General features: G+C 40.9%; 19 protein-coding genes and 1 riboswitch. Of the genes, 5 read left to right on the top strand and 14 right to left on the bottom strand.

The features are described from left to right. Positions 1–200: 200 nt before the first annotated feature. The 8 genes from ribH to cyoE form a co-directional block, all read right to left on the bottom strand. The gene (gene ribH, locus CSV80_RS15475; protein ID WP_029052727.1) at positions 201–668 is read right to left on the bottom strand and encodes a 6,7-dimethyl-8-ribityllumazine synthase; all 468 of its coding nucleotides are present in this window, start codon (positions 666–668) and stop codon (positions 201–203) included. A 13-nt stretch (positions 669–681) separates the two neighbouring features. Beyond that, positions 682–1,875, bottom strand: a complete 1,194-nt coding sequence (locus CSV80_RS15470) for a bifunctional 3,4-dihydroxy-2-butanone-4-phosphate synthase/GTP cyclohydrolase II (protein WP_099671513.1) — start codon at positions 1,873–1,875, stop codon at positions 682–684. Positions 1,876–1,889: 14 nt separating this feature from the next. After that, complete coding sequence (ribE, locus tag CSV80_RS15465; RefSeq protein WP_099671512.1) at positions 1,890–2,534, bottom strand: riboflavin synthase; 645 nt, start codon at positions 2,532–2,534, stop codon at positions 1,890–1,892. A 3-nt stretch (positions 2,535–2,537) separates the two neighbouring features. Further along, positions 2,538–3,626 (bottom strand): bifunctional diaminohydroxyphosphoribosylaminopyrimidine deaminase/5-amino-6-(5-phosphoribosylamino)uracil reductase RibD, encoded by a 1,089-nt coding sequence (ribD, locus tag CSV80_RS15460; protein WP_099671511.1) that lies wholly within the window; start codon positions 3,624–3,626, stop codon positions 2,538–2,540. A gap of 142 nt (positions 3,627–3,768) precedes the next feature. Then, positions 3,769–3,918, bottom strand: a riboswitch (FMN riboswitch). A gap of 57 nt (positions 3,919–3,975) precedes the next feature. Continuing rightward, positions 3,976–5,088 (bottom strand): o-succinylbenzoate synthase, encoded by a 1,113-nt coding sequence (menC, locus tag CSV80_RS15455; protein WP_099671510.1) that lies wholly within the window; start codon positions 5,086–5,088, stop codon positions 3,976–3,978. Positions 5,089–5,101: 13 nt separating this feature from the next. Further along, positions 5,102–5,920, bottom strand: a complete 819-nt coding sequence (locus CSV80_RS15450) for a GNAT family N-acetyltransferase (protein ID WP_099671509.1) — start codon at positions 5,918–5,920, stop codon at positions 5,102–5,104. Positions 5,921–5,931: 11 nt separating this feature from the next. Further along, positions 5,932–7,059, bottom strand: a complete 1,128-nt coding sequence (locus CSV80_RS15445; protein WP_099671508.1) for a M20 peptidase aminoacylase family protein — start codon at positions 7,057–7,059, stop codon at positions 5,932–5,934. A gap of 137 nt (positions 7,060–7,196) precedes the next feature. Beyond that, a complete protein-coding gene (gene cyoE, locus CSV80_RS15440) occupies positions 7,197–8,108 on the bottom strand; it encodes a heme o synthase (RefSeq protein ID WP_029052720.1) in 912 nt (303 codons plus the stop codon). 540 nt (positions 8,109–8,648) lie between these two features. On the opposite strand from cyoE, the gene CSV80_RS15435 reads away from it, so the two are divergent. From CSV80_RS15435 to CSV80_RS15425, 3 genes are all read left to right on the top strand, one after another. Next, positions 8,649–9,641, top strand: a complete 993-nt coding sequence (locus tag CSV80_RS15435; protein ID WP_099671507.1) for an ABC transporter substrate-binding protein — start codon at positions 8,649–8,651, stop codon at positions 9,639–9,641. Between the two features lie 153 nt (positions 9,642–9,794). Then, positions 9,795–10,613 carry an ABC transporter permease gene (locus CSV80_RS15430; RefSeq protein WP_369802838.1) on the top strand — a complete coding sequence of 273 codons (819 nt, stop codon included), beginning with the start codon at positions 9,795–9,797 and terminating at the stop codon, positions 10,611–10,613. Beyond that, entirely contained in the window at positions 10,610–11,854 is a 1,245-nt protein-coding gene (locus tag CSV80_RS15425) for a quaternary amine ABC transporter ATP-binding protein (RefSeq protein WP_099671505.1), read from the top strand. Before CSV80_RS15430 ends, CSV80_RS15425 begins: the two co-directional genes overlap by 4 nt. Positions 11,855–11,899: 45 nt before the next feature. Here the strand turns inward: CSV80_RS15425 and cobT are convergent, their stop codons facing one another. Then, positions 11,900–12,970 carry a nicotinate-nucleotide--dimethylbenzimidazole phosphoribosyltransferase gene (gene cobT, locus CSV80_RS15420; protein ID WP_099671504.1) on the bottom strand — a complete coding sequence of 357 codons (1,071 nt, stop codon included), beginning with the start codon at positions 12,968–12,970 and terminating at the stop codon, positions 11,900–11,902. Between the two features lie 154 nt (positions 12,971–13,124). Between cobT and CSV80_RS15415 the strand changes: the two genes are divergently transcribed. After that, positions 13,125–13,625, top strand: coding sequence for a ferritin (locus CSV80_RS15415; RefSeq protein ID WP_029055169.1), 501 nt, complete (start codon positions 13,125–13,127; stop codon positions 13,623–13,625). A 12-nt stretch (positions 13,626–13,637) separates the two neighbouring features. Here CSV80_RS15415 and CSV80_RS15410 read toward each other — a convergent pair whose 3' ends face one another. The 5 genes from CSV80_RS15410 to CSV80_RS15395 form a co-directional block, all read right to left on the bottom strand. Further along, positions 13,638–13,850, bottom strand: a complete 213-nt coding sequence (locus CSV80_RS15410; RefSeq protein ID WP_099671503.1) for a cysteine-rich CWC family protein — start codon at positions 13,848–13,850, stop codon at positions 13,638–13,640. A 12-nt stretch (positions 13,851–13,862) separates the two neighbouring features. Further along, complete coding sequence (locus CSV80_RS17585; protein WP_158231924.1) at positions 13,863–14,012, bottom strand: hypothetical protein; 150 nt, start codon at positions 14,010–14,012, stop codon at positions 13,863–13,865. 15 nt (positions 14,013–14,027) lie between these two features. Continuing rightward, positions 14,028–15,026: a YcjF family protein gene (locus CSV80_RS15405; RefSeq protein ID WP_099671502.1), complete on the bottom strand. Its 999-nt coding sequence runs from the start codon at positions 15,024–15,026 to the stop codon at positions 14,028–14,030. 110 nt (positions 15,027–15,136) lie between these two features. After that, positions 15,137–15,694: a DUF420 domain-containing protein gene (locus tag CSV80_RS15400; RefSeq protein ID WP_029055167.1), complete on the bottom strand. Its 558-nt coding sequence runs from the start codon at positions 15,692–15,694 to the stop codon at positions 15,137–15,139. Between the two features lie 68 nt (positions 15,695–15,762). Continuing rightward, positions 15,763–16,653 carry a LysR family transcriptional regulator gene (locus tag CSV80_RS15395; protein ID WP_099671501.1) on the bottom strand — a complete coding sequence of 297 codons (891 nt, stop codon included), beginning with the start codon at positions 16,651–16,653 and terminating at the stop codon, positions 15,763–15,765. A 133-nt stretch (positions 16,654–16,786) separates the two neighbouring features. Here CSV80_RS15395 and CSV80_RS15390 point away from each other — a divergent pair, with 133 nt between their 5' ends. Next, positions 16,787–17,758 carry a DMT family transporter gene (locus tag CSV80_RS15390; RefSeq protein WP_099671500.1) on the top strand — a complete coding sequence of 324 codons (972 nt, stop codon included), beginning with the start codon at positions 16,787–16,789 and terminating at the stop codon, positions 17,756–17,758. The last annotated feature ends 126 nt before the right edge of the window (positions 17,759–17,884 follow it).

Genomic DNA, 17,884 nt, shown 5'->3' with positions numbered 1-17,884 from the left:
TAAGAAACCAATATGGTTTCTTAGACAGTTTTTTGTTCATAGAGATTGTAATAGAGCAACTCGCATGGGTGTTGGGGATGATACATTCATTCGCTAACCCCTTTCAATCTTGCACTTGAATTTGAATTATACATAATAAAAGAGGACATCCCATGAAGTATAGTAACTTCCGGGACATCCTCTTTTCACTCTGTTATTAATCAATCAAACTGCTTTGTTAGGTTCGCCATCTCAATAGCAGACACCGCTGCGTCCCAGCCCTTGTTCCCCGCCTTAGTCCCTGCACGCTCGATTGATTGCTCAATTGTATCCGTTGTGAGCACCCCAAAGATTACAGGGATACCTGATTGCATACCAGCTTGTGAAACACCTTTTGCCACTTCATTACAAACAAAGTCAAAATGAGGAGTCGCACCACGGATGACCGTGCCTAGTGTAATGACTGCGTCATACTTTTTAGAATCCGCCATTTTCTTTGCGATTAACGAGATTTCAAACGCACCAGGCACCCATGCTATGTCTACATCCGCTTCATCTACACCATGACGTTTAAATGCGTCTTGTGCACCAGAAAGTAACTTCCCTGTGATGAACTCGTTAAACCGCCCTACGACGATACCTACTTTTAAACCAGTACCTACTAAATGTCCTTCGAATAAATTACCCATTTTTCATCTCTCCTCATAAAGTTAATAAATGACCTAGTTTTTCCGCTTTTGTGTGTAAGTATTTTTCGTTTACTTCATTAAATGGTAGCTGGATCGAGACGCGTTCCACCACTTCCAATTCATATCCTTTTAAACCAGCAATTTTCTTCGGATTATTCGTCAGCAAACGCATTTGCGTAATACCGAGTTCACGAAGAATTTGCGCGCCGATACCGTAATCACGCAAATCAGCAGCAAATCCAAGTTTTTCATTCGCTTCTACCGTGTCATAGCCTTGTTCTTGCAGTTCATAGGCTTTCAGTTTATTCATCAAACCTATGCCTCTGCCCTCTTGACGCATATACAACAATACGCCGCGACCTTCTTCTTCAATTTGAGAGAGAGCCGCTTGCAGTTGCGGACCACAGTCACAACGGCATGATCCAAAGACATCGCCTGTTAAGCATTCTGAATGAACTCTCACTAAGACCGGCTCTTCTGTCGTAACGTCGCCCTTTATCAATGCAACATGTTCTTTGCCTGTCATAGTCTCGGTATAGCCGACCATGCAGAACTCTCCATAGTCCGTTGGCAGCTTGATTTCTGCTTCACGTATGACTAGATGCTCTCGCTGTAGACGGTAATGAATGAGGTCTTGAATGGTGATTAGTTTCAAATCTAATTCTTCAGCCATCTGACGTAACTCTGGCACACGCGCCATCGTTCCGTCTTCACTCATGATTTCACAAATTACACCTGCAGAAGCGCTGCCTGCCAATCGCGCCAAATCTATCGCAGCTTCAGTATGTCCCGTACGTTCCAGTACACCACCTGATTTCGCTACGAGTGGAAATATATGTCCAGGACGTTTGAATTCACCTGCTGTTGCATTCGGTTCCATCATTTTGACGATTGTATCTGCACGTTCAAATGCACTGATTCCGGTATGGGTGGAGTGGTGATCGATACTGATTGTAAACGCCGTACCATGTGAATCCGTATTGTTATCGGTCATCATCTGCAAGCCTAGTTGGGCTGCTTTCTGTTCTGTTATCGGTACACAAATCAAGCCTCGACCTTTCGTTGCCATGAAGTTGATGATTTCAGGCGTAATCTGGTCGGCCAATGCCACGAAATCCCCTTCGTTCTCTCGATCTTCGTCATCCACTACGATCACAACTTTACCTTGTCGTAAATCTTCTAATGCTTCTTCAATTGTATGAAACATCCACATTCACTCCTTCACATAAATCCATGTTGTTGTAAAAAATCCTTCGACATTGTTTGACCCGCATCTTGTCTCTTTCGCAACATATTCTCAACATATTTCGCAAGCATATCGCATTCAAAGTTGACTACATCCCCTACCGGCTTTTTCGAAATGACTGTCATTTCCTGCGAATGTGGAATCAACGAAATCGTAATATCCGTATCTTTCACTTCGAAGATCGTCAATGAAGTACCATCCAATGCGATAGAGCCTTTATGTAATAAATAGGGATCATATCCTTGCGGTAATGACAGGCGTATATATAATGCATTATCAACTGTTCGCTTATCACGGATCGTGGCTATTCCATCTACGTGTCCCGTGACAAAATGTCCACCGAACCTGCCATTTGCCGCGAGTGCCCGCTCCAAATTCACAGGACTTCCCATCGCTAATTGTCGTAGTGAAGTAGAGGATACGGTTTCAGGCATGACGTCCGCTGCAAATCGGTCTTTCGAAAAGCTCTTTACCGTCAAACAGACACCATTGACTGCGATACTGTCCCCAACTCTCACATCTGTCAATACAAGAGATGCTGCTATCGTTAGTGTCATAGACTGAGCACCAGGTTGTATTTGCTGAACTGAACCAATCTCTTCAATTATTCCTGTAAACATTGTTTAATCACTCTCTTTCGGTACAGCTACGATTTTAATGTCTGGACCGATCATTTCCACACTTTCAAATGTTAGCGGAAGTGCCTCATTCATCATTAGAGGATCCAGCCCGCCAATTGGCGTCAAAGACCCAATTCCACCAAGTAATTTTGGCGCCACATAGCAAATGACTTTCTGTACAGCTCGCGCTTTTACAAATGAAGCATTAATAGCGGCGCCACCTTCTACAAGCAATGTCATGACACCACGTCTTCCTAGCTCTAGTAGAATATCTTCTACAATTAGCTGAGGTTTCTGCATTCGGATGATCTGGACATGCGGCTTCTTGAGTAACTTTTCACGTGATAATTCCGCATATTTTCCGCAAAAAATCCACGTCGGTGCTTCTGCGTTTTGAATGATCTGGCTAGATTCCAGTGTTCGTAAAGATGTATCTAAAATAACTCGAATAGGATGTTGTCCACCTAGGGGCAGTCTGGTGGTGAGAAGAGGATTATCATGAAGAAGCGTTTGCACACCTACTAAAATTGCATCTTGCGTATGGCGAAGCTGATGGACATCGAGTCGCGCTTGCTCACTCGTCACCCATTTGCTATCTCCTTTTGAAGTCGCAATTTTACCGTCTATCGTCATAGCTGTTTTCATTGTCACATGAGGTGTTTTATTTTTAATAAAATGAAAAAATGGTGCATATAGGTTTTTAGCAAGTTCAACGGAAACCGATTCGGTTACTTCTACTCCTGCCTCACGAAGTTTTGCAATGCCTTTACCTGCTACAAGCGGATTCGGATCCGCTGTTGCGACGAAGACACGTTTGATACCCGCTTGAATAACGGCATCTGCACAAGGTGAAGTTTTACCGGTGTGTGAACACGGTTCAAGTGTTACATACAAATCAGCATCCGTTGCTTTGGCTCCAGCCATATCTAGCGCCACTCGTTCGGCATGGCGCTCTCCCGCTTGTAAATGTGCGCCCATTCCAATGATCCGGCCCGCTTTTACGACAACCGCACCTACAGGTGGATTAGGAGAGGTTTGACCTGCCACATTTTCCGCGAGTTGCAAAGCCATTTCCATATAATTTTGATTCATTGAGCAACACTCCAACTTACGGTATTCCTCTAGTGACAATTCTACATACAAAAGCCCCGCAAAAGAGTATGCGGGGCTTGTAACCATGACTAAATAAACGTTATAAACAGTAATGAAAATCATTACATGTAGTATATACGCACTGTTCCTTCTCTCATCCAGACTTTAACTGTCGGCTTTGGAGTTTCACCAAATCCACCTTCTGCTTTATATAAAGCATCCGGGTCACGGACTAAGAGCTTGTAAGCTCATCACCGTCGGTAGGGAATTACGCCCTGCCCCGAAGGAAACTTATTCGATTAATTAAGAGTCTAGCACATGTGATGACTAAATAACAACAACTGAATAATTATTCAGATAAAAATACCCATTTGTCTACTGTAAATCGTTCCACTGCTTCCATGTTTGGGATGTACCCGATTCCATCTCCTGTCGGAACCGTAATATAACCTTCATTAGCCACTACTTCTGGTGTAATAATATCTTGTTCCCAGTAACGTGAAGACCCCGCTGTGTCACCAGGGAGCGTGAAATTAGGTAATGTTGTCAATGCTATGTTTTGCGCTCGGCCAATACCCGATTCCAGCATGCCGCCACACCATACATCGATCCCTTTTGTAGCACAATAATCATGAATTTTCTTCGCTTCTGACAAGCCACCCACTCTACCAGTTTTCACGTTAATAATTTTACAACTACCCAGTTCGATAGCTTTACGCGTATCTTCCAACGAATGAATACTTTCATCTAGACAAATTGGTGTCTTAATTTGCTTTTGTAGTGTTGCGTGATCGATAATATCGTCGGAAGCAAGTGGTTGCTCAATCATCATCAAATTAAACTGGTCCAGTTCTTTCAACAACTCTACATCGTCTAGTGTATAAGCAGAGTTCGCATCTGCCATTAATGGCACATCAGGATAGGCTTCTCGAATGGCGCGAATCACTTCCACGTCATATCCAGGTTTGATTTTCACTTTAATGCGCTTATATCCCTCTTCTATAAATCCATTAATGTTGGCCAATAAATCTTCAACATGTTCTTCAATTCCAATGCTGATACCGACTTCAATACGTTGCCGTTTCCCTCCAAGTGCTGCAGCTAGCGTCATATGGTGATGTTTCGCATATACATCCCATATCGCTCCTTCAATTGTCGCTTTAGCCATATTATTTTTGCGGATATGCCCAAATAAGTCACTAACCTCATCGGGATGTGTAATAGTCTTGCCAAGTACTGCAGGAATCAGGAAATCACGCAGCATGTGAATCGTCGTTTCGGTCGTTTCTTCACTATACCAAGGTGCCGTAAACGCAACCGACTCTCCCCATCCCTCATACCCATCCGCGTCCGTGACAGTTGCCAAAAGAAAATCTTTCTGCTGTATCGTTCCGAAACTTGTTGTAAATGGATGTTTCATCGTCATATTCATTCTACGAATTGTAATCGAGTTAATTTTCATTGGATAAGCTCCTTTAATTTTGCAACGGAATGATGGATCGCTTACAGAAACGATAGTATTGGACAGGTTCTTCTGTTCTGCATACATCGACCAAAGCGAACCCTTCATCACACAGTTGTTGAAATATATTTCTCGTTTCCATTCGCCATTCATAGGCCAATTGCGGATTTTCTTTCTTCATCAATTGAATTTGTTTGGGTACTGGCACTTCTATCGCTTCTGCCTCCAGCCAATCATTCATTTCCGGCAAAAGTACGACAGGGTGTGAATCTTCACTCAAGTGAATTTGAAAAGGACGACTATATGTGAGATCAGGTTGCCATTTCTCTAACACACGCGGACTATCAATCCACCAGGCCACTTGAAAACGATCAGTCGGTAAGCCTTTGTTTAACCCATCGTCCATACTCCCATAGCAATTAACTATATAGTCATAACACACACCGTATAACTTCGCAGTATTTAAGTAGGCGTTGCGACTTTCGAGTGGATCGAATGTCCAGACGATCAATCGATATCCCATTTCCCGCGCCAGACGAAGTTGTTCTTCTTTTAAAAGCTTACCAATGCCCATCATCTGAAATTCTTCATCTACCGCAAGCATGTGAGAGCATAAATATACTTCCCCTTCTGAATATCCTGCAAAGCTATAGGAATAGCCGATCAAACGATTTTCTAGAAATGCTCCGACAATTAAGCCACCATTTTTGACTGCAGTGATGGTTTGATGGACAGGGATAGGTTCCATTCCCCAAACCCGCTTCTCAAGCTTTTGTACGGAATAAATGTCTTCGATAGCTGTCACTTTCCTAACTTTTATATCCTTCCTCATACTGTCACCTTCTATTTTTTAGATTGGAATGTTAATTCAATGGCAGTTGTCAAAATTTCGACTCCTGTTGCCAACGCATCTTGATTAAATGTCATATATGGATGGTGAAGTCCCGGTGTTAAGCCACATCCCAATCCAAGCATTGTACTTTTGACACCCGGTCGGCGGACAGAATAAAAGTGAAAATCTTCTCCTCCGGGTGTGACGACAGTACGTGTAGCCTTCTCTTCGCCAATTACTTTAACAATCGCCTGATACATGAGATCTTCCGCTTCGGCATCTACTTCCGCTGCAACCATTTCCGCCATTATTTTATAGTTAATTTCTACATCATATTGTCTTTCAACCGCTTGAATTACACGTTCCACTTGTTCATATAATTCGTCCATGACACCATTTTCTTGGGCACGTAAATCCAAACTGAATTTCGCGTTTCCCGGAATAATATTTGCGGATTCGCCTCCCGCTTGGAACATCGTCATCTTTGCTGTATGGGAAACCATCGGATTACAATGAATGGACTGCAAGCCTCCCACTAACGAAGCACCAACCTCGATAGCATTCTTTCCTTGATGTGGCCTTGCGCCGTGTGCTTCCGTCCCCTTTATCGTTCCACTAATCATCTTCGCCGCCCCGTGACGCAGGGAAGCAGCGGAGTAACCGTCCGCCATTTCATCTGCAGCCCGTACATGAACGCCAAATAAATAATCGATATCATCGATCAATCCCTGCTCAAGAACAGCTAACGCACCTTCGCCCTTCTCTTCTGCCGGCTGGAAGAATACTTTCAATGTTCCTTTTTGAGGAATACCACGCTCTTTTGCCATAAGTAAAGCGCCAATTCCCATGGTCATATGTCCATCATGTCCGCATGAGTGATTCGCTTGATAAACACCATCTACTTCTTGCCACAATGCATCTATATCCACGCGTAATCCGACTACCGGCTTACCTTCACCAATCGTTACGGATAAACCTGTTATTCCATCAAATACATTCACATGAAATCCTTCACTCTCAAGAAATTCTTTCAAGTAAGTTGTTGTTTCTGTTTCCTTCCAACTGACTTCCGGATGACTGTGTAAATGCGCAAACACTTCATCTAGTTTCGGCTTCAGTAACTGTACTTGCACTTTCATTAAGACGCCTCCTAATATCTGTCGTTCGTTGTTATGTATCGCATGATTTAATCCTGACTTTTCAAACTTCTCAATAATTCTAACATAAAAAAGACTTCTCTTTCACATCGTGTGAAAGGAAGTCTTTTTTGTATTCACTAAAAAGTCCAAAGAATCATCATACCAAATAATAGGGTCATGTAATTGACTGAATATAAGAACATGAAGTTAGCCCACTTATAATCATCTTTTGCATAAAATCCGTAGATACTAGCCGCAATATATCCAAGGTTCATCAATGTCGCGATGATAATGAAAGTAGTACCGAACATCGTTAATAAAAACGGTAACGGCAATAAACATAATACATAAACCAACATTTGGCGCTTAGTGAAATTAAATCCATAAACAACAGGCAACATCGCTACGTTAGCCGCGCTATAATCTTTGTACTTTTTCATAGCAATTGCAAATGTATGAGGCATTTGCCAAATGAATAGTATAGCAACCAAAACAATAGGTACGATATGATCCGCCGACATAATAGCTGCCCATCCTATGAGGGGAGTTACTGCCCCCGACACACTACCAATGACTGTATTTAATGTATATTTACGTTTAGACCACATGGTATAGGGTATTACATACGTAAACCATCCAATAAATGCATAAATCGCCGCTTCTAAAGTAGTGAATAATAATAATAACATGCCAATCCCCGATAATATCAAACCGGTTTTTAATACGGTTTTCAAAGCGAAACTTCCTGTCACAGTCGGACGTTTTTTTGTTCTCTCCATCACCGTATCAATATCAGAATCAAACCAGTTATTCATTACAAGTGCACCTGCAACTAAAAAGGTGCTACCTATCATGGTTAGCAGAAACACACCCCAGTTACCTGTAAGTGTCATACCTGAAAAATATAGTGCCAACCAAAACCCCGTAAAAACCGGAAAGACATTCGCGATTAGTACAGGTCCTTTAACTAATGATTTAATATCCGAGAAGAAGGTAGACGCCGAGCGGCTTTGAGTCGTACTCGAAACAACATGGGCTTCTTTCGTCATATGGGTCCGTTCTCCTTTTACGTTACATTTAAATATTTTTCCATTCGTACATATAACTATATCATTTTCTTAAAAGTAAAATCAAAAAATCAAGACGATTCCTTTTAAACTGTTACAAAGATTTGTCCAAAGTGCATAAATAAACATATCGCACGATAAAATTTCCTTTTATATACACAGTCAACATACTATACATTATCATTTCCCCTATGATTCGACAAAGCCTGAGCCTATCCCCCTTATAGGCTAGCACCTCAGTTCACCCACCATGATCAATCAAATACAATTTGCTTTTTTAATCATAAAATACAGCTATACATCTATTTAAAATCGCATAAATCAAATAGTTTTCTAAATAATTAAATTGATATTAATTTAATTATCCTGTAAACTCTTGTAATAGTCTTGCGAAAAATGTAATGTTTCCCCCTTGATTCCTTCAACTACCTGCATATTATCTCATGCAGCTAATTTTAAGAGATCTAAGCAAAAAACAGCATTTCGTGATGAAAAAATTATAAAAAGAAAGGGTTTGATTTTTTGAGAAAGTTTATGTTATTTTTATCTATCTTTACATTACTACTATTAACAGCATGCGGTAACAGTGACAGCAAAGATTCAATTAGCACAATTAAACTAGCGGATGCGGGGTGGGATAGTATTCGTATCCATAACGGCATTGCACAAATTATTTTAGAAGAAGGATTCGGCTATGACACAGAAATAGTTAACGGCACCACTTCTGCAACATTCCAAGCATTACAGCAAGGTGATCTACAAGTGTATACAGAAGTTTGGTCTGATAACTTGGGCGACGCGTATACAAACGCAATCGACAGCGGAGACATCGAATCCATTTCCACAAACTTCGATGATAACTCTCAAGGCCTGTATGTTCCTACATACGTTATTAAAGGGGATCCAGAGCGTAATATCGAAGCAGTAGCGCCAGATTTAAAAACGGTAAAGGATTTAGAAAAGTATCCCGAACTATTCCAGGATCCTGAAAACAAGGATAAAGGACGCATCATCGGTGCACCATCTAGCTGGATCGTTAGTAAACACTTAGGTGAAAAGTTAGAAACTTACGGATTAAATGACAAGTTTACGTATTTAGCTCCAGGTTCCGATTCTTCTATCGTAGCTGACTTGGCTAGCGCATATAAAAAAGGAGAGCCATGGGTTGGATATTACTGGTCCCCTACTTGGGTCACTGCAACATATGATTTAACTCTTTTGGAAGACGAGCCATTTGACCGAGAAGCTTGGGATCAAGATAAGTCTGGCGCATTCCCTCCAAATGATGTCTTCATCAGCGTCCATAAAGACTTGAAAACACAAGCTCCTGAAGTAGTAGAGTTCTTCAGCCATTACGAAACTAGCAGTGCTTTAACAGAAGAAGCATTAGAGTATATGGGTGAAAATGAAGCTAGCCCAGAAGATACTGCAAAGTGGTTCATGAAAGAAAATGAAGAGCTTTGGACTTCATGGGTGCCTGAAGATGTTGCGGAGAAAGTAAAAGCAGCACTGTAATACATTATAGATTTTCGGGGTGGACGCTTTCCGCTCCACCCTTTTTAATTTGCACGAATACTAAAAGTAGAGAAAGAGAGGGACAAGCTAGTACGTCCTAGCTTACTGCCTATGAATGAATTCCCTAATGTCAGAATACCTATAGGAGATTATGTGGAAAAGTTTATTGATTTTCTGGCAATGAACTTTGGCTGGTTATTTGATTTCATCTTCACTATTGCCTCCACTACCATCCGAACGATTGAAACAGCTTTACTCGCTACACCTTGGTGGGCCATCATGATTGTGGTTTTCCTACTTGGTTGGTATTTAAATTCCATTTTAAACGGTATAATGTTTGCCGCCTTTATCTTTTTGATTGGATCCTTCAATTTATGGGAAGATACGATGACAACAGTTGCTATTATCGTCATTTCAGTTGTACTATCCCTTGCGATCGGTATTCCAGTCGGTATCTTAATGGCATTTAGTAAAACATTTTCCGTCATCATGCGTCCTCTATTGGATGCCATGCAGACGATGCCTACATTCGTCTACTTGATACCCGTAATATTCTTTTTCCCTCTGGGTAACGTTCCCGCAATCATTGCAACCATCATTTATGCGTTACCTCCAGTGATCCGTTTAACAGAACTTGGTATTCGAAACGTTGATTCTGAAGTGATTGAGTCTGCAGAATCATTTGGATCTTCTCGAAACCAAATGTTAATAAAAGTACAATTACCACAGGCATTGCCTACTATGATGGCAGGAATCAACCAAACGACGATGATGGCTTTATCCATGGCTGTTGTTGGTTCCATGGTTGGTGCTCACGGTTTGGGTGAACGTGTACTATTCTCTATTAACCAGATCAATATTTCACTAGGATTCGAAGCAGGTATCAGTATCGTGTTCTTAGCGATTATTATTGATCGTTTAACAAATGGAGTAGCAAACCGTCTACAAAATACAGGGAGGAGATCAGCATGACCGTTAAACTTAAAGTGGAAAATGTCACCAAGATCTTTGGTCCTCGCCCGAAGAAAGTTATTCCTATGATCGAAAAAGGAGCTACTAAGCGGGAAATCCTTGAAAAGACTGGACATACAGTAGGTGTCTATAATGCCAACATGGAAATCATGGAAGGTGAAACTTTTGTAATTATGGGCCTATCTGGAAGTGGTAAATCAACACTGATCCGTTGCTTTAACTTGTTGAACAAGCCTACGTCAGGTGCAATTTATGTAGATGGTGAGAATATTGTCAAGTACAATAAAGAACAATTGAAATTTTACCGTCAGAAGAAAATTGCAATGGTCTTCCAGCACTTTGGTTTATTCAGCCATAGAACCGTTATAGAAAACATTGAATACGGTCTAGAAATTCGCGGACTATCGAAGAGTGAACGTCGCGATATCGCACAAAAACATATCGAGACGGTCGGTCTGAAAGGGTATGAAAATCAATATCCTGACGAGCTGTCAGGCGGTATGCGGCAGCGTGTCGGTATTGCACGTGCTTTGACAAATGATCCCGATATTCTATTAATGGACGAGCCATTCAGTGCGCTTGATCCGCTTATTCGCAGAGAGATGCAAATGGAACTTTTGGATATTCAAACACGTCTTCAAAAAACTATCATCTTCATCACACATGATGTCAACGAAGCATTCCGTATTGGTGACCGCGTGGCGGTTATGAAAGATGGTCACGTAGAGCAAATCGGTACTCCCGAAGAGTTATTAGAAACACCTGCAAATGATTATATTATGGACTTCACTCGTGAAATCGACCGTTCGAAAGTGTTACAAGCCATGAATATCATGTCAAAACCATTGAGTGTTATGAATGGTAAAGATGGTTTGCATGTCGCGATCAAGAATATGAAGGAGAACGGTATTTCTAGTGTCTTCATTACGAATCGTGAACGACAGTTGCTCGGCTTAGTAACAATCGACTGTGCGATTGAAGGCGTAAAAAACAAAAAAACATTGGATGAAGTGATGACGACTGATGTATTGACAGCTACTCCAGAGGAATATGTACAAGACATAATTCCCCGTGTACTAGATTCCAAATACCCACTTGTTGTTATAGATGAAACGAACCGAATTGAAGGTATTATTTTACGGGTTCATGTACTTTCAAGCATAATTAGCAACTCCGCTGATGATGATGAAGATGAGGAAACACTGATTAATCCAGTCGAAACAGTTAAAGTAACTGAATAACAAAAAAGGGAAGAATGGGCATCGCTGCTCACTCTTCCCTTTTTATTAATTTTTTCCGGAAACACCGGCACTTTCAAAGGTTGCCATTTCATTGATCATCAACACAGCTGATCGAATAATACTGAATGCAACTGCTGCACCTGTACCTTCCCCTAATCGCATGGACAAAGACAGAATGGGCTCTTTTCCTAAATATTGATATGCCTTTTGATGTCCCGGTTCCATGGATTGATGACCAAGTAACATATATCCTGTTGCGCCTTGGCTTATAGTTTCCGCCACACAAGCTGCCGCAGTTGAGATAAATCCGTCTAAAATGATAGGTACGCGCTTAGAAGCGGCCGCAAGCATTGCTCCTACCATCGCAGCCAATTCTAGACCACCAACCTTACGCAGCACATCATAGCCGTCTGAAGAATTAGGCTGATGAAGAGCTAGCGCTTCCCGAACTACTGTAATCTTATGAAGAAGTTGTTTAGACGATATTCCTGTTCCGTATCCAACCAGTTCTTCCGGATCTAAACCTGTTATGGCCGCCACTACAGCACTGCTTGTCGTAGTATTACCAATACCGACTTCCCCTACTACTAAGAAATCTACACCTTTTTCAAATAGCGCCATCGCTTCTTCATAGCCAATCTCCAGCGCTTTCTCTACTTCTTCCTGAGTCATCGCCTCGGTACGTAGAAAGTTCTCCGACCCCTGTCGAATCTTCCGGTCTTTCACGGGTGCTGAAAACGACTCTCCCATCACACCCACGTCAACCAATGAAAATTCTGCTTGTTGCTGTCTGCTGAATACATTGATAGCCGCCCCGCCTACCGCCATATTCTGCACCATCTGACGTGTGACTAGTTGAGGAAATGCTGAAATCCCTTCTTCTACAATTCCGTGATCTGCTGCGAATACCAGTACACCTAATCGATTTATGCTAGGCTGTTTCCGACCTTGTATCTCTGCCAAAGTAATTACGATTTCTTCAAGTTTCCCTAAACTTCCGATAGGTTTCGTCAATGTATCTACATACGCTTTTGCTTCCACTCCTGCTGAGACGTCCAAAGCAGGGATAGTATACTGTTTCAAGTGATGACCTTCTTTCTCATTATGTACAAACATTCATTAGTTTTCTATTTAAGTATATCAGTAGACCTTAATGAGTATCCAATTAAATAACTAGTATGCAAATATTGTCGTTTAAAGGTATACTATAGATAGCGGAGGTGTCATACTTTACGCTAGTTACATTACTATCAGAAAAGGGGCGATCCACATGATTAGTGAAAAATTAGCACAAGCGTTGAACGAGCAAATGAATAATGAATTTGCCGCAGCACAAACTTACTTATCCATGGCATCTTACTGTGAATATCGCAATTACAGCGGATTTGCGCACTTCTTTCTCCAGCAGGTAGAAGAAGAACGTCAACATGCAATGAAAATCTATACTTATTTGAATGATCGCGGGATCCGTGCGATTATTACAGAAACACCTGCACCAACTACTTCATTTGATAACTTGGTCCACACGTTTGAAGTGGCATTATTACAAGAAAAAGAAGTGACAAAATCATTTTATCAAATCATGGATATGGCATGGGAAGAAAAGGAACATGCAACGATTTCTTTCCTGAACTGGTTCCTTGACGAGCAAGTAGAAGAGGAAGCAACATTCGATAGACATATCGAATATTTGAAGCGGATCCGTGACGATAAGAACGCATTGTTCATCTACGAGAAAGAACTTTCCACACGTTCATTTGAAGCCGAATAAAAATCAGGCAAGCTAGTGGTCCATAGACCTCTTGCTTGCCTGTTCTAATTCAGTTATACGGTTCAAACACGTTTCACATATACAACGTTTGTACAGGTCTTCTTCTGGTATTTGTCGAAACACTTCTGGCGGAAAGGTCATCTTTGTACACCAGCAACGTTCGTCATTTTCCATTGTATTACCACAAAAATTATTCCCCCGACAAATCGGACATTCGCTTTTCATGTATTCCCCTTTCTACAACCGATGCTTGTCCAGCTCGGCCGCATTTTTCTTCTCTAACTCTTCTACACGTTCTTCTAATTCCTTATTTCGTTTCATACTTTCCATCGAATACAAACCAGCTAGTAAAGCGACTACAAATGTTGCGTAGTTAAACCATTCCATACATTCCGCCCCTTTTTACTTTTGTTTTTTCAAATAGATTTCATATACTTTTTTCAATGTGTCAGGCGTGAGTTCCATATTATGTTCATACATATATTTCACTGCATATCCTAGCGCAACTGTCATAGACCCGGCAACACTTGCAGCAACGACCATTCCTGCACCCGGAATCACTTTAACGATTTGACGGAAAGCTGTTTTTCCGATATTCCCTACGATCGTTGCAATGATCAGCTCCTTGGCGTGGTCTTTCGTAATCGGTTTTCCATATAATGTAGACAACTTCAACATAAGGCCCATTTGCAATGTTGTCAACGGTATAAAGTCAGCACCTGGAATGGGAACTGCTCCAATCGTAGCGGCAGATGCACCTGCTGCAAGAATCCATCGTTTGGCAATGGACGACTTATCGTCCATATGCGCTGCGAGTAATAGATCTTTATTAACATCTTTTAATTGTTGTAGGATCTCTTTTTGCAGGAATTCCATTTGTTCTCCTGTCTTTGAAGAGATTGGAATAACCGGATAGGCAAACCCAGTATGCTCCAAAACATAGTTCACTAAACTCGGAATATCATCAGCTGCATCTATTTTATTGAGTACGAGAATGATTTTCTTATTGAGCGTAGCAATCTTATTCAATGATTTTAGTTCCGTATCTGACAATACCGTACCCGCTGCATTCAAGAAAAATAAAATCACATCTGCTTGATTATAAAATTTTAGCGTCTCATTTGAATGTTCCTGATAAATATCATCAAGACCCGGTGTATCAACAAACAGTATATTGTCTGTGTAATAAAACTTTTTAACTTCCTTCGTTTCCCCTGGCTGCGCTCCCACTTCTGCTACATCTTTTTGCATAAGACGGTTCAGTGTAGATGACTTCCCTGCATTGATGTCTCCGACCATCGCAATAAGAATTTCTTTTTGTAGTTGTTCATTGATTAGATCAGATTCTTGTTTAAACACTTCATCAAATGATTCATCTGACATGAAATTTGGTGTTTTCATTATAGCACTCCTATTCATTGAATTTGATTATTCAGATTATATCATTGTAAAAAAGAGCATCAGTCATTCACCTACTTTTGACTGATGCTCAACGCTATTTTTCTGGTTACTTAATAATAAGGTGAAATCAATATATACACAAGTACTCCGGTAAAGCTAACATATAACCATATAGGCATCGTCCAACGTGCAATTTTGCGGTGGCGCGGGATTTCCATATTCCATGCTCTTGCGACACTTGTTAGTGCGAGTGGAACGATTGCAGCAGCTAACACGATGTGTGAGAACAAGATGAAGTAATAGAATCCAGCCAAGAAACCACTACCACCAAACGGTGTAGATTCTGATAAAAAGTGATACGCGACATACGTCACTAAAAATAAAGCGGTTGTCCCAAATGCTGCATAGATAAAACGTTCATGCAGTTTGATATTTTTCTTCAAGATCGCGACTAATGCACAGACAAGGAAAATAAAAGTGAAAGTGTTAAATATGGCATTCAATAGAGGCAAGATTGTAATATCGAATGCTGTGAAGTTTTCTACGCCCGGCATGCCTGCCAAGATGCCAATCGCACCGATGAGAATGACTGAGATAATGATAATCGCCGGACGGTAATTTCGTTTCTTGAAATTTGCAGGCGGTGTTGTTTGATTCGTATAGTTCATCTAATAGCACTCCTAATTCTATATTCATAACTACCCTATATCGTACCATACGTAACATGCTATGCAGATCATAATTGTGTCGATTTTTGAAATTGCTCTTCCATTTCTTCTCTGAATTCGTTAATCACTTTTATAAATTTTGCAATGGTCGGTGTCAAATAAGAATCTGCCCGTCGTACAAAAACCGTTTTAATTTGGCTGTATTTGGGCGGTAGATGATAGCAATAGACTGACCCCTGATCTAACAGATGAGAAACAGTTGATCTCGGAACGAATGTTACGCCTAATCCGGCTGCCACACTGCCGAGAATCGTCTCCAGTGTTCCGAACTCCATCATTTTCGTTGGCTTGAATTGCTCAGCTTCAAGCCATGACTCTAAGCGAGCTCGATAACCACAACCCTTTCTGAAACAAAGAATTGGCTCATCTTTAATATCTTCAATTGATTGGAACGGTTTACTCGAAAGTAACACGAGTTCTTCTTCGAGCACATCATGTACTGCTAGATCGGGATGCGTCGTACCTTCCGATATAAACGCCCCATCAAGTTGATGGTTTAGAACCTTAAATTGCAATCCTTCCGTTACGCCTGTTAATAGTGAAATATCGACTTGCTTATATTTTTTATTATACCTCGACAGAATAATCGGCAATTTGATGACCGTTTCAACCGAGCCTAGCTCAAGCTTTCCTGAAGGTTCTTTGTCATTCTGCACGATTTTTCTCATTTCATTCGTTAGCGATAAAATCTTCTCGCTGTATAGGAGAAGTCGTTTCCCTTCAGGCGTCAAGATCATTCCTCGGTTGTGTCGGTTAAATAATGGCGTCTTTAATTCCGCTTCGAGCTTTTGTATACGAGACGTGATATTTGACTGTACATAGCGTAATTCTTTAGCTGCCGCTGTGATTGTTCCTTTTTCTGCGACCACCTGGAATATCTCTAAGTCTTTAAATTCCATGTATATCCTCCTAGTAATATTCTCTTATATATATGATATCAATAAAATTGATAGTAGTCATCATTATTATTCGTTTTACGTGATGTCTAATATAGTGTTTACTAGAAGTAGTACTTCAAGGAGGTTGGGTCTGTTGAAAAACAAAATTATCTGGGGAGCGTTTTTGTGCTTTATAGCCAGTGTGTCATGGGGTGCAATGTTCCCAGTTGCCAATAGCGCGTTCAAAAATATCGACCCGTTTTATTTCACATTAATTCGTTATGTTTCGGTAACACTTCTGCTCGTCATCATACTATGGCTTAAAGAAGGAACACGGGCTTTCCGCTTTGAAAAGAGGGGTTTATCCCTTTGGTTCTTCGGGACAATGGCATTCGTTGTCTATAACCTCTTTATTTTCTGGGGGCAAGATCTGATGGGACAACCTGGAACGATGGTAGCATCTATTTCAGAAGCTATGATGCCGATGATTTCTATTGTTATTGTCTGGATGATTAGTAGACATAAACCACATGGCTTCACGCTCACTTGTGTGTTTACTGCCTTTGTCGGTGTAATGCTTGTGATCACAAAAGGCGACTTACGCACATTCCTCACAGCAACAGATGACATTGTACCTTCATTACTCATCTTCATTGCGGTAATCGGCTGGGTCATTTATACAATGGGCGGAAATCGATTTAGTGAATGGTCAGCGTTGCGATATTCTACGTTAAGCTGTCTACTTGGTACATTCACTGCTTGTATAGTGGTATTCTTCGTAACGTTGACAGGTTATATTTCAGTCCCGACTATGGATACATTACAAGTGGTAACACCGCACATGTTGTTTATGATTGCATTCCCGGGTATCATTGCGTTAGTAGGTTGGAATGTTGGTGTACGCATCTTGTCTCCATTGAATGGTTTATTGTTTATTAATTTCGTGCCGGTGACCACACTGGTAATTTCCTATATTCAAGGATATCAGTTAACAATTTTTGATTACATCGGTACGGTGTTTATTATCGCGGCGCTGTTAGGAAATAATATATTCCTTCGGATACAGCAGAAGCGCAAAGATGAGGCCCGTCAATATAAGAAACATAGTATACAGCCTAGTGTGTAATTCAAAGTTAGAAATCTATTATATTGATAGAACCTTAATAAGCAAAGACACATCCCAATAATTTGGAATGTGTCTTTGTTTTTAATTTGCTGTTTTTCATCTGCCCAATTAAACCAGACAAATCAT

The sequence above is a fragment of the Sporosarcina sp. P12(2017) genome, assembly GCF_002743035.1.
In the GTDB taxonomy this organism is placed as follows: domain Bacteria; phylum Bacillota; class Bacilli; order Bacillales_A; family Planococcaceae; genus Sporosarcina; species Sporosarcina ureae.
The sequence above is the reverse complement of the archived record's forward strand: the minus strand, read 5'-3'. Positions and strand labels throughout refer to the sequence as shown.

Bases quoted from the DNA above. Each gene is read 5' to 3' on its own strand.
- ribH (WP_029052727.1), bottom strand. From the start codon at position 668: ATGGGTAATTTATTCGAAGGACATTTAGTAGGTACTGGTTTAAAAGTA.
- CSV80_RS15470 (WP_099671513.1), bottom strand. From the start codon at position 1,875: ATGTTTCATACAATTGAAGAAGCATTAGAAGATTTACGACAAGGTAAA.
- ribE (WP_099671512.1), bottom strand. From the start codon at position 2,534: ATGTTTACAGGAATAATTGAAGAGATTGGTTCAGTTCAGCAAATACAA.
- ribD (WP_099671511.1), bottom strand. From the start codon at position 3,626: ATGAATCAAAATTATATGGAAATGGCTTTGCAACTCGCGGAAAATGTG.
- menC (WP_099671510.1), bottom strand. From the start codon at position 5,088: ATGAAAATTAACTCGATTACAATTCGTAGAATGAATATGACGATGAAA.
- CSV80_RS15450 (WP_099671509.1), bottom strand. From the start codon at position 5,920: ATGAGGAAGGATATAAAAGTTAGGAAAGTGACAGCTATCGAAGACATT.
- CSV80_RS15445 (WP_099671508.1), bottom strand. From the start codon at position 7,059: ATGAAAGTGCAAGTACAGTTACTGAAGCCGAAACTAGATGAAGTGTTT.
- cyoE (WP_029052720.1), bottom strand. From the start codon at position 8,108: ATGACGAAAGAAGCCCATGTTGTTTCGAGTACGACTCAAAGCCGCTCG.
- CSV80_RS15425 (WP_099671505.1), top strand. From the start codon at position 10,610: ATGACCGTTAAACTTAAAGTGGAAAATGTCACCAAGATCTTTGGTCCT.
- cobT (WP_099671504.1), bottom strand. From the start codon at position 12,970: ATGTTTGTACATAATGAGAAAGAAGGTCATCACTTGAAACAGTATACT.
- CSV80_RS15415 (WP_029055169.1), top strand. From the start codon at position 13,125: ATGATTAGTGAAAAATTAGCACAAGCGTTGAACGAGCAAATGAATAAT.
- CSV80_RS15410 (WP_099671503.1), bottom strand. From the start codon at position 13,850: ATGAAAAGCGAATGTCCGATTTGTCGGGGGAATAATTTTTGTGGTAAT.
- CSV80_RS17585 (WP_158231924.1), bottom strand. From the start codon at position 14,012: ATGGAATGGTTTAACTACGCAACATTTGTAGTCGCTTTACTAGCTGGT.
- CSV80_RS15405 (WP_099671502.1), bottom strand. From the start codon at position 15,026: ATGAAAACACCAAATTTCATGTCAGATGAATCATTTGATGAAGTGTTT.
- CSV80_RS15400 (WP_029055167.1), bottom strand. From the start codon at position 15,694: ATGAACTATACGAATCAAACAACACCGCCTGCAAATTTCAAGAAACGA.
- CSV80_RS15395 (WP_099671501.1), bottom strand. From the start codon at position 16,653: ATGGAATTTAAAGACTTAGAGATATTCCAGGTGGTCGCAGAAAAAGGA.